Source organism: Pseudoruegeria sp. SK021 (genome assembly GCF_002119405.1).
Classification (GTDB): Bacteria; Pseudomonadota; Alphaproteobacteria; order Rhodobacterales; family Rhodobacteraceae; genus Meridianimarinicoccus.
Map to the genome: position 1 here is coordinate 1 of NZ_MTBG01000037.1, position 11,859 is coordinate 11,859.

The 11,859-nt window shown below is 59.0% G+C and carries 9 protein-coding genes and 2 pseudogenes; 2 read left to right on the forward strand and 9 right to left on the reverse strand.

The window, feature by feature from the left end; genetic code table 11:
• Positions 1-156: 156 nt before the first annotated feature.
• Positions 157-1,062 (reverse strand): annotated as a pseudogene (locus tag BV911_RS15995) (transposase); the annotation flags it as partial.
• Positions 1,063-1,161: 99 nt separating this feature from the next.
• On the opposite strand from BV911_RS15995, the pseudogene BV911_RS16000 reads away from it, so the two are divergent.
• Both BV911_RS16000 and BV911_RS16005 read left to right on the forward strand, forming a co-directional pair.
• Positions 1,162-1,659: pseudogene (locus BV911_RS16000) on the forward strand (transposase); the annotation flags it as partial.
• 194 nt (positions 1,660-1,853) lie between these two features.
• Complete coding sequence (locus tag BV911_RS16005) at positions 1,854-2,963, forward strand: IS110 family transposase (protein ID WP_086054615.1); 1,110 nt, start codon at positions 1,854-1,856, stop codon at positions 2,961-2,963.
• 389 nt (positions 2,964-3,352) lie between these two features.
• On the opposite strand, the gene BV911_RS16010 is transcribed toward BV911_RS16005, so the two are convergent.
• From BV911_RS16010 to BV911_RS16045, 8 genes are all read right to left on the reverse strand, one after another.
• Positions 3,353-3,625 carry an amphi-Trp domain-containing protein gene (locus BV911_RS16010; protein ID WP_086054616.1) on the reverse strand — a complete coding sequence of 91 codons (273 nt, stop codon included), beginning with the start codon at positions 3,623-3,625 and terminating at the stop codon, positions 3,353-3,355.
• Positions 3,626-3,677: 52 nt separating this feature from the next.
• Positions 3,678-4,913, reverse strand: a complete 1,236-nt coding sequence (locus tag BV911_RS16015) for a metallophosphoesterase family protein (RefSeq protein WP_240512289.1) — start codon at positions 4,911-4,913, stop codon at positions 3,678-3,680.
• Positions 4,914-5,008: 95 nt separating this feature from the next.
• Positions 5,009-5,692, reverse strand: a complete 684-nt coding sequence (locus BV911_RS16020; protein ID WP_086054617.1) for a histidine phosphatase family protein — start codon at positions 5,690-5,692, stop codon at positions 5,009-5,011.
• Positions 5,685-6,758 carry an HprK-related kinase B gene (locus tag BV911_RS16025; RefSeq protein ID WP_086054618.1) on the reverse strand — a complete coding sequence of 358 codons (1,074 nt, stop codon included), beginning with the start codon at positions 6,756-6,758 and terminating at the stop codon, positions 5,685-5,687. Before BV911_RS16025 ends, BV911_RS16020 begins: the two co-directional genes overlap by 8 nt.
• Positions 6,758-7,636 (reverse strand): GAK system ATP-grasp enzyme, encoded by an 879-nt coding sequence (locus tag BV911_RS16030; RefSeq protein WP_086054619.1) that lies wholly within the window; start codon positions 7,634-7,636, stop codon positions 6,758-6,760. The genes BV911_RS16025 and BV911_RS16030 overlap by 1 nt, the downstream gene beginning before the upstream one ends.
• Positions 7,629-9,272, reverse strand: coding sequence for a phosphotransferase (locus BV911_RS16035; RefSeq protein ID WP_240512290.1), 1,644 nt, complete (start codon positions 9,270-9,272; stop codon positions 7,629-7,631). Before BV911_RS16035 ends, BV911_RS16030 begins: the two co-directional genes overlap by 8 nt.
• An 880-nt stretch (positions 9,273-10,152) precedes the next feature.
• A complete protein-coding gene (locus BV911_RS16040) occupies positions 10,153-10,800 on the reverse strand; it encodes a PEBP family protein (protein WP_240512291.1) in 648 nt (215 codons plus the stop codon).
• A gap of 64 nt (positions 10,801-10,864) precedes the next feature.
• Positions 10,865-11,842, reverse strand: a complete 978-nt coding sequence (locus BV911_RS16045; protein WP_240512292.1) for a YHYH protein — start codon at positions 11,840-11,842, stop codon at positions 10,865-10,867.
• Positions 11,843-11,859 lie beyond the last annotated feature (17 nt).

Here is an 11,859-nt window from a genome sequence, read left to right on the forward strand (position 1 = left end):
AAAGTTCCACAGAATACATCTCCCAGCCCTCAGCTTCCGCCTCGGGCATCAGAATGGCGGACTTTTAATCCGCGACGGTCAGGTAATCCGACCGTTTCTGTGGACCAGTTTGCCTCCGGGATTCACACTTGAACCCGTGGCGCAACCAAGACGACCGTTGAGGACATTGCCGGTCTTGTGGAACCAGCACCGTTGCTCGCGGGTCGCACCAAAGACCTCCCGCAATGCCGCCCAGAACCCAAGCGCCCCGTCGCCAACGGCAAGATCAGGGGCCCGGGCAAGGCCGCGGCGCTTCAAATCGAGCAACAGCTCTCGCCAGCTCTGGGTGCTTTCAAGAAAGCCATCGCTGAGGCCGAGAACCTCTTTGCGGCCCCATTCGTCAGCGCCGACCACCTCTGAACACATTGTTGGTCGGGAAATCGATCCCCCGGATCAATTTTTGATCCTCCTCACTTCCTCAGCCATCCTTGGCTGGAAGTAAACGCCATCCGCCCAGATATAGACAAAACGCCGGGCGCTTAGGTCCGGTGCTGCCAGCGTTCATACTCCTCCCACCAGTCGGCCTTGAGCCGTGAGATTGTCGTCGAAGACCACCCTGCCGCGCTCGGACCAAGTAAGGCGGCTAAGGCCTCTTGGAGATCGCCCGTGGAAATGCCTTTGAGGTTGAGGCGGAAAAGCGAGGCATCCAGTGGATGCATCGCCCGCCCGACGCCAGGGAAGCAGCTCCTCGATGGATTTGGCCTTGCGCAGGTAGGGCGGCAGGATCGACGACGTGAACCGGATCTTCTCGGCCTCAGAACCCCGGTCACGCACCCGAGGTCCCTTCACGGCGACAGGGCCGATCCCGGTCATCACCTCACGTTCCGGCAAATGACCATGCCGCACCAGTCGTGCCCGACCGTCTTCTGTGGTCTCGCCGGCATGGGCGCGGAGTAGCTCAGCCAGTTCAGCCTCCACAGCCTGCTGGATCAGCGTGCGCGCGCCAGAGCGAAGAATCTCGGTCAGCGGATCAGGTGAAAATCCAGATGGATCAGGCAAGGCTGCGATGGTAGTCTTTGTCATACGGCAAATCCCTTTCTCTGCGGAGAATTGACGGCGTCTTCAACACCGCCATGATATGCCGCCCTCTCAGGCCATCACCAACTTTTAGCTATTTTTCTTCGCCCTCGTCCCAACGAAAAATGGCATCTTGACGAAGTCGTTATCCCAATTCTAGGCAAGAATCACTGGCTTTGGCGCATCATCGACGCGGACGGGGACGTCCTAGACATTCTCGTGCAAACCCGACCAAAGGCCAAGGCAGCAAAGCGGTTTCTCCAAAGGTTGATCACTCAGTTCAGCGACCCGAGGGTTGTGATCACCGCCAAACTGCGCAGCGACATCAAGCCAATCGAAACCCTGGCGCCGGATGCTGATCACCGCGCCCATAAGGGAATGAAGAACGCCATCGAAGGATCACACACACCGACCCGCAAGCCAGAGAAGACATTCGGCCGGTTCAAGTCTCACCAACAGGCCCACAGTTTTCTGTCCGCACACGAACCGATTAACCTGATCTTCCGTCCCCGCCGCTCTAAACTCTCCGCAACTTCATACCGCCATGGCCAGGCTGACGCTTTCAGCCTCTGGGCCGATTTCGCCAGCGAGATGGTGGCGTAATCTCCCAATTGCAGACTTCCTGCGTCACGCAATCAACAACTTGGCAATGCCGTTTGGGCGCATATCCTTCTCAGGGGCGAGTGGAGTTCGAAAAAACAGCCCGTTACCACCTTAGACCATATGAGCGTTTTGCGGCGGGGATAGTCCCGTGGTTTTCTCGGCGAACACTGACTTTTTCGGCGGAGGAAACACGAATGAACAAAATGATTTACGTGGGCTTGGATGTTCACAAAGATACAATTGCAGTGGCCATTGCAGATGAAGGGCGGAGGGGCGAGATGCGCTTCTTCGGGACCATCACCAATTCTTCCGATTCTGTTTCACGCCTTACCAAACGATTGGCTGAGACCGGCAAAACCCCTACTTTCTGCTACGAGGCTGGGCCCTGTGGGTATGGTCTTTATCGCCATCTGACGAAACTCGGCTTTGAATGTGCCGTTGTCGCGCCATCGATGATCCCGCGCAAGACCGGGGATCGGATCAAGACCGATCGGCGCGATGCAGAAATGCTGGCACGGCTCTGGCGTGCAGGGGAGCTCACGCCGATCTGGACGCCGGACGAAGAGCAAGAGGCGATGCGAGATCTGATCCGCACGCGCAAACAAGCGAAGGATGCCGTGAAGGTGGCCAAGCAGCAATTGCTCAGCTTTCTATTGCGTCACGGGTTGCGCTATCAGAACGGTAAGTACTGGACCATGCGGCACCGCCGCTGGCTGGCTGAAATGAGCCGGTTCCCGTATCCGCACCAACAGCTTGCCTTCGAGGAGCTGAAACGAGCGATTGTTCAATGCGAAACGCGTGTCGCAACCCTTGACCATGCGATTGAAGAGGCAATCCCGCAATGGCACTTTGCCCCGATAGTGGACGCTTTGCGTGCCTTGCGTGGGGTCAACACGACCATCGCTGCAACGGTAGTAGCCGAGATCGGCGACATTACACGGTTCGAAAATCCACGTCAGCTCATGGCCTGGCTGGGACTGGTGCCCAGCGAGCATTCCAGCGGTTCAACGACACGGCGTGGACGACTGACCAAGACCGGTAACGCCCTAGCCCGAACGATGCTGGTCGAAGCGGGTTGGTCCTACCGGCACCCACCAAAAGAGGGGTACCCCTATCTGAAACGTTCGGCTCATCTGCCACAAGAGATCAAGGACATCGGCTGGAAGGCACAGACCCGCTTGTGCAAACGGTTCCGCCATCTCAGCCGAGCCGGGAAACCGCAACCACGCGTGTTGGCGGCAATCGCCCGCGAACTGGCCGGGTTCATCTGGGACATCGCGCGGAAAACACCGTTACCGACCTGATCTGGCCAATTATCTGCCTGTGCAGAACGCTGGAGACGGCGGCCAATGATAGGGGGACCCTCGGCGTACCATCGGATAAATCTCCGGCCTTAGACAGAGGTAAGCCCGCATCGAATAAGGTAAGGCGGTACACAACCCGCGGATGAGAGCATGACAACCATCGGTTCGACACGCTCGTCTCCAGCGCCATGCACAGGCTACATATTTTGACCATCCCGCGTCAGTGGGCTAGGCTTATCGTGTCGGGAAAATCAAAAACGCTCATGAGATGATACGATCCTGCCCTCCTACCGGATTTCGTCCCTTCAGGCGCGGCAGACTGGATGGTATTTTCATAGACACGCCATAGCCCGATTAGGCCAGCCAGACAATTTGGCAATGCCGTCCCGTCAGCTGTCGATGCGAGGTTTTCCAGAGGATCCGGATGGAGCGGCCTCTGGGTCTGGCCACACCACGCGTAGGCTGACGCTGCAGTGACCATCCAATCGCTCCCCCTTGATCCGGATCGTCAACAAATCCGCTGTCTGCATGACCAATGCGCCTTCGTCATCGCTCAGGGTCATCTCGCCCTTGGAAAACCCCTTAGATAACGCGTCCAGTAGGGTCTTGATCGTTTTGGCGTCCTGCAGGGACTCGTGGGAGAAACGCTCGTGGGAACTCATGCCGTCGTCCTTACATTCGCCGAGGCACCTATCGGGCGCGCATGGGCCTTGATCACTGGGCAACCATGCGCTCGGGGGCAAAATGCTTGGCGCGCGGGTGATCACAACTCAGACCGATCACATCTCCAGAGGGAAAAATCAAGGTCGCCCCTGCGCCAACGCCCTCCAAACCTTCGAGTGCACGGGACGCGCGGTCCAACGTGATATCGCCCTCCAGATGCAGCAGCCCGCGTTTGGCCAGCAGCCTCTGACCTGCGTTGTTATTTACGTGACCTTGGACAACCATATGCAGGCCCGCACGCTGCAGCAGGTCGACCCCTTCTTCCGTCAAGGTGCAGTCCGATTTTCGGTACTTGGTGCGCACGAGATTTGCCAGCGGGCCAAAATAGAAGCCAAGCGTGGCACGATTTGCGGCATCGCGATAAGCGGCGTTCACGGCATTGACGCCGTCGCGCGCAAGAGCCGTTGCCATATGGTCGCAAAGGCCTGCATGCACGAAGACCAGTGACCCAGACCGTGCAACCGCCTGCATCCGGTCATAGAACCAAGCATAGTGACCGCCGGGAGCGAGGAAAATGTCATGGCACTTCAACAAGGCGGCCAATAGCTCGCGATAGGTCATGTTGTGACGGGCGCGGTCCGTCTCGAACTTGGTCAGTTTTTCGTAAAGCTTGCGGATTTCCTTTGTGATGACTGGTGCGCGCACCTCCGCGCGGGCAGCGACGGCAAAACGGTCGGCCCAATCTTTCGCGGGCATCAGCCGCGTTTTGCACACGTCTTCGGACGGTAAGGCCGCTAGGTCTTCGAGCGTGACAAATCGGTCCAGAACTTCGCGGAGGGCTGGCAAAATCTTGCGTCCCATGCGGACGAAGAGGTGTTCGTTCAAAGAGTGTCGTTCGCCGCGCACAGAGCCGATCGCCATGAGCATCCGTAAATCGTGATTGCCTGCGAGGATCGTCACCTCCGCACCAGAGTCCAGCACTTCGGCAATGGCGTCCAGCAGGACGAGGTTGCTTGGCCCCTTGTCCAGCGTGTCGCCCCCCAGAATGATCTGGGCGGCACGACCAAAAGGTGTCAAGGTGATCTGCCCCCCGTTGCGGCCAATCACGCCGGCAGCGATGAGCGAGCGCAGGAAACCTTCCGCATCTGCATGCGGGTCAGAGATGAAAACCACAGGGCGATTAGGCCACAGCCATCCGCCGTAGCGACGGGCGCGCGCAAGGCAATCTGCCACCGGTTGATCGAACGTCTCGCTCCAAGGTTCGAGTGCGCGGGGAAGATCGGCCATGCAACCATCGCCGTCGAAAATCGGCGGCAGAAGAGGTTCGGTTCTGATAATGCTTTGAGGATTGTCCAAGCCCCACCCCCATGCCACGTACAGGGTCAATCCTTCGGACTGTCCTTCGGTTCCCTGATTTTCCACGCACCCGCCAAGTGCCGCCATCTACCATCGGTTTGATGACAGATCAGTGACGGTTGGACATGGAACATGGAAAACCGGGCGATATCTTCGCGGCTCAGCAGACCAAGGTGGTGACAGGCGTGGCGGAATGAGGCGCCGTGGCCCACGTGAACGGTCACGCGGCCCGGCTGGCCAGTAAGTTCGAGATGCGTGGCAACGCGCTCACCCGCCATCATCAGGCTCTCGGCCCCGTCAAACGGCAGACAATAATCGCTGTTGGATTTCCAACCTTCGGGAGGCGTTTCATAGCGCGGATCGTCGGCCAAGGCCTGCTCGATTTGGTCGATCGTCAGGTTCGCCGCGGACCCAAGACCGCGTTCTGCCAAGTCCGAAGTTTGCCGCAGCTCACCAACCGCGTGGCCCAAGTCGCGCAAGTTTTCCGCCACAAGCTCCGCTGTCTGCCAAGCGCGCAACTGACGAGAGCAGTACAGCACGGGAGCCAGCGCAAGACCTTTGTCCCGCAGCATTCTGTTCAAGAGCTCGGCACCCGTGCGCGCCTGTACGGTGCCCTCTTCCGTCAGAGCCCAGGGTTGGTGTGCAGACGGCACGCCGTTCCTCTGGTCATAAGCGCCGTGACGGAAAAATGCGTGGATCGTTTCAGGCATGAAACACCGCCCTGCCCGCCTCTGCGATGGCGTCAAAATCGATCCTGCCGGACACTTCGCAGACCCTCACCCCCTCCAACGCCGCGAGGTAGGGTGCAGGGTCGGGGCTGTTTCCATTGGGCTCGAAGCCCCCCGTTCTGTGCTGGTAGAAGGGGCCGGGGCTCTTCATGATGGCGCTCAGAAGATCGGGACGCGCAGAAAGATCGACCGGTGTGACCTGCGTCGCCTGTTCGCTGTCATGAGACCAGTTTAGCACCCAAAAATCTGTCAGCGGCCCGTCAAAGCACATGCGGTCCGAACCGTAGATGCTTGGGATCATAAGGTCGTGTTTTTCCTCGAGCGCCCAAAGGTCGGCGGGAGGCATGGCGCGCAGCGCGTTCTTGCGGGCTTCGGACAACAGGCCCCACAAGCGCGGGTTGCCGAGAATTGTGCCGGGATTGATGCGCGGATGCTTGGGGATGCCAAGCGCTTGGGCCGGTGTGCCGCCTTTGATCAGGACACGGTCGTTTGACAGAAACTGCGCCTGAGGTAAGTCCATCATTCGCAAGATCGAGGTGGATTTTCCACCTCCCGAAAGGCCGGAAACCGCCAGCGTCCGCATACCATCGGTCACTGCGGCAGCGTGGGCCAATTGCCATCCATCCCTCAGGCAGGCGTTCAGCACCTGCGTGTTGATGAAATTGATGACTGTGCTTTCGTTGTCGTCCAGCGGGCCCAAGGCCACCGCAACACCCGGGGCTTGGACAAAGATCACGCCGCTGCGCACTTTGTGGATCAGGCGCCCGCCCTGAAAGTCACAAACCGCGTCCTTGCGTCCGATCTTGCCGCCCTCACGCAGCCAGTCGGTCCACTCCGGGTCTTTCGGCAGGGATTGACCGGGCAGCAGGTGAACCGGCTGCGCATCCGCGCCAACCGTTTCGACCACAGCTTCAAAGTAACGCGTGAGGCGCGTGCGCAGAGGGTCTGGCGCATAGACGGCAAGGGAAACGTGTCCGACGCGCAGGCCAAAGGGTTCGGCACCTGCTGCGGCAAGATCGATATGTGCGAGGATATCCGCCAGCATCATCACGACACCTCCGCCAGAATGTGATTGGCCACCAAGGCCGCCGCATCAATGCCGCAGCCTTTTTGCGCCCCTGAATAGCCGCCGAAGGCCGACACCTCAAAGACGATGGGGCCTTGCGGAGTAAGTGCAACGTCAACGGTGGTGAAGGTCAGGCCAAAGGGGGCTTGTGCGCGACGGCCGAGTTCGATCAGCTCCGACGTGGGGGTGAACGGGGCATATTTGCCGCCCGATTGGATGGTGGTGTTCCAACTGCCGGTTTGACTGATCCGGGCATAGGTGCAGACATATTCGCCCTTCAGGAACACCATCCCAAGATCTTCGCCCGACAGTTCTGCCTTTTGCTGGATGTACATCATCGGATTCATTGCCTTGAAGGCCGCGATCTCAGACTCAGCATTCGGGGCATCCTTGTCGAGCAATACCATGCCGCGCGCCTTGGTTGAAAACAGCGGCTTGAATACCGCCGAGCCGAAACGGTCCAGCGCCTGACGCGCAGCGGTGACGTCCTCGGTGATGACGGTTGGGGGCATGGGGATGCCTGCATTACGCAGGGTCACTGTACAGGCCATTCTGTCCATCAGGCGGATGACGTTTTCTGCCGGCGAGAACACGCGCACCCCCGCAGCTTCCGCCACGCGCAGCATCTCCAGCCGGTCGAGCGCGTCCGAGCTGTAGGTTTCCGCAACCTTCTTCAGCACAAGTCCGTCAAGCTTGCACAGATCCACGCCGTCGCAGATCAATTGCCCCTCGGACAGGTCAAGCGTTGCGCGTCCCATGTCGATCACCTGCCGGTATCCCGTGCGATCGGCAAAGGCATCGGCCAAGGTCTCGGTTGACCACTTTCCGGGCGTGCCGATCACCCCGATGCGTTTAGTCATTAAATAGGTCCTTCATTGGCAACTTAAACCGCGCCTCGCGCCCTACGGGCACGGCCAGCGCGGATTCTAGGATAAAGCGGGATCGTAACAGCATCCGCCGCGCGTGGTATTTATCGACAACAAATCGCGTCGAACTGGCAAAACTGCGCGCCAGCCCCAACGCCAGCCGGTACTCGAAGGTTGTATCCTTTTGCCGTTTGGCAAACTTCGCGGCCATCGCATGCATATCGGTAGCGACGCGGGCAATCCGGCGGCGCGTGCCCGCATCAAGGACCTGCAAACGATAGTTGGACACCATGAAAACCGACACATCCTGCACGTAATCCATATAGCGTGAGCGGTGCAGATCGATGAAGCGGATGTTGCACGCGACCGCATCGTAAATCACGTTGTCGAGGTTGAAGTCGCCATGGATGTAGACAGAGAAAGGCGCAGGCAAGGCTGCCTCGCGGGCGCGTGCCTGCATGATCAATTGGTTGATGCCCGGCAGGACGGTGCCGTTGATCGACTTCGTCCCGGGTGCGAGCTGCGGGTGCAGCCGCACGACATCTTCCATTCGCTTTGACAGCTGGTCCATCGCGCGCATTTCGGCGGGCTCTTGCGTGAGTGTCGTGCGCCAGATGTCGCGTACCGTTTTGTGCAGTGCCTTCTGCGCAGTCTCTAATGCGGCGTCGGTACCTCCCAGCACAAGGTCCTCGAATGTCTGCCCTTCGAGGTGTTCGATCAGCAATGCGGCCGAACGACCGTTCTTCTCGTAGGACAAGATCTCAGGGGCGACCCCGGGGTAGACCGAGTTCCAGCTTTTGACGCCGACGCGCTCTTCCTTGACCTTGCGCCGATCGCCGTCCTTGAAAACGGCAGCCACTGACCGCCCCTTGCCATCTTGCAAGCTGACACTAGAAATCACCGAGCCGGACCGCGTTTCGGCCAGAGGTTTCAGGTTGATCTCGTCATCATTCGCCAGCCCGGCAAGGACGCTGCGCAGCGTGAAGTAGCGTTCGAACTGCACATTCTGGCCAATGTTGATCGACAGGATCGCCTCGGAAATTCCCTGCAGCGCCTCGCCCATGCGCGCAACTTCGTTCAGCGCAATAAGGGCGAAGGCAAGATCCTCAGTATGTTTGGTGTCGACCATGTCGCGCGTGTAAGTGCGGAAAAGCTGATCGTGGAACTGGGTAATGTCGGTGCGCACCTGTCCAATTTTCACCGCAAGCTTGCTGTCTCGCGCGTCCAACGCGCCCTGAATGCCCGCCATCGTGCTGCGCACCAGTTTCAGCGGCGGTACGTAGGTCGCGGCGCGCAACAGCTTGGTCCGCTGTACCCGCTCTGCTTGATCCACCGCGCGTCGCCCAAGCCGCGACATAAAGTCGAGATTGCGCGCCACGGTGTCGATCCCCTGCAGGTGCAAGCGCCGGGCTTCACTGTTTTTCTTGAGCAGCATCGCCGCGAGGCAGGCCTTTCGCACGCGCCCAGCGAGGTTGTTTGAGTAGCCGGCGCGCTGCATGATCTGTATCGCGACATCGGATTTCGGGTCTTCAAAATAGGTGATCAGACGGGTGATCTGCCCGTCCAGTTCGGCCAGAAGGAAGGACATATTCTCGGTGATGGCGTCGGGCTGGGAGGCGGAACGGGACACGATTGGGCTCCTGTGACGCGAAGGTCGGGCCGTGGGGACCCGGATGACAGCCTTCCGAGCTTGGCGGAAAGGAAAGCCATGCGATATTCTCGACAGGCATATGGACCATCAAGCGCCGCTTGCAAAGAGACGAGCTGCGGAAGCCACGATGAAAACCCACACTGATTACCCTGCAACGACAGGTCGCGCTGCCAGACGGCTTGCGCGTGGCCCGCGCGGAGAGTGCGCCGCATCTCGGGCCGCTGCTGTTGTTTTTCAGTGGCAGCAGGCCGCAATCGCCCTCGCAGCAATTGTCTTGTTCTGGCTCTAACTCAATGTGTCCTAAGCCTAATCCCACCTAATTTTCCATGCCGGGTATTGGGCTGCGTGGCTCTGATGATGTGGCCGGGCCAAAGCCTCGGTCCAAGGCGATTTTGGATGCTGCAGCGCGGCCCGCCATTGCGGACATTCGAGCATCGCGCAGCATTCACTCCGTTTGATCATCGATGTGCGGGCTTTGGTGCCGTTCGGAAAAGTAGGTGCCGCCCCCGAAGCGAATAGGAAAATACAAAGCCTATCGTGGCCTGATCTTGCCTCGCGTTAGTAGCGGCCTCTTTCGAGCCATGTTCGCTAAATATATGAAAGAGACAACGGATGGCACGGACCTCGACAGACGAGTTTTGCCGTGATGCTGCGCGCATCGCGACGATCAGCGGCTGATTAAGTCTGCAGGTTCCATCAGATTTACATGGTAGGATTTCGCGGGGGGCAGGACACCTCCCACACATCTTGCGCCATCGGATGTTTCCCGCACGAGTCGACACTGACCGTCTGTGATGCGGCGAAAGTCAGCTTTGGAAGACGTGGCAAGGAATTTGCCACACCTTTTTTGTTGCTCGACCTATTCGCTGACCGTGAGGCGACACAGTAGCGTGTTGTCCTGTGTCAGACTTTCGCCCCATACGAGCTCTGCGGCGCTGTCCCATGTGATGTCGTCGTAGCCGTCCTTGGGTCCGACATCGGCGGCAGAATGAAGGGTTGCCGCCGGCCAGTCACTGTCATCGAAATCGGGCGAGGTCCAATCCACGGGGATATCGGTGACGACAAATCCGCAAGCCCCTTCGCCTGCCACAGGGTTGGTTTCATTTGCACAAGACGGCGAGATCGGCGCATGTTGAACCACGAGGCATTTCATCGACGCATCGGTCACCGCAAGAACCTGGCCGGTAAGGGCATCCTTGAACTGCGCGATCATCCCGCCATCCCCCATCTGCTGGCGTCCGGTGCCGATATATTCCAGACCACTTTCGTTTTCCTTGAAGTCTTTGGCCTCAATCGCAATCACCGCTGGCAACGCGACCGTGAAAGTTGCGGTTTCAGCGTTGAACGACCGCTCTGTGGTGATCGACACCGGGTCTTCCATCACCATCTCGCCGTTGGCGTAGACGCTAAACCAGTTATCGACCCAGACATCCGCGGTGATGTCGCGTGGTTCGGCTTGGGCGGCACACGCTGCAAGCGCTGCCGTGACTGCGAGGATCAAACGCATTTTATGACCTTTCATTAAGAGGGGATATTCCAGACCAGCGAACGAAGGGTTGAGGCTGGACGGATCATTCGCGGCACAGTTCTTGTTTAAAAAGCTCGCCGCCGTTGGTCACCGTGCGGGTTTCGAAATCATAGCAATTATCGGTCTCAGACGGCGCGTATTTGATGTAATAATCCGCGCCTTCATAGGTGTAAGTCATGAGGCGTTCGCCGCCATCGCTTTGCACGAAAATAAGGTTTTCGACGCCACCCTGCGGCGGGCGTCCTGCCTCTGGTCCGCGCCCCCCGCCTGCGGCTGCCAAGGGACGAACACGCGGCAAAGCGTCAATGTCGGGCACTTGCCCCATCAGGCATTGGATGATGTAGGGCGCGCCTTCCGAGGTGTGATAGCGGTAGCCAAAGACGTCGTCGGATTGCCCATTGCACACGTCCAGAACGCCAGCTTCGATCGCAGTGCCATCAGGATTGGCGTCGGCGTAAATCGGGAACCCGTCGAAGGCCCAGCCGATAATCGCATCGGGGCCTTTGTTTTCCATCTGCTCGATCATGCAGGTCGGGGCCGCGTGATAGTGGTAATCGTCGCCGCGCCCGGCATGGCCGCCGCAGACATCAAGCTGTCCGGTGGCCACCGTGTCCAGATTGGCTTGGTAGGTCGCAAGATCGTCTTGAGACATCTCCCCACCGGCGGTGTAATCATAAATCGGAACCCCGTTCACCGCGACACCCAAGGCGGCATCTCGGGTGTGAGGCTCGGATCCGGTGATCGGAGCCAATGTGATCGGAGACACGTAATCTACCGCTGGCACCGGGACTTGTTCGTTCGTTCCGATGATGCCCGTCATCATCTCATGGTTGGGATAGGTGTCGCCCGCCACAAGCGCCTGACCGTCATTGCAAGTGACTGTCACAACGTCATCAAAACCCGCATCCGCGACGGATGCGATCACCGCATTGCAATGGGAGGAATCCTCATGGGCCTGTCCAATGGTGGCGGAAAGACAGGCGAGGACGACGAAACTGGGGCCGAGAATTTGATGCCGCACTGAGTGTTCCTTTGCAG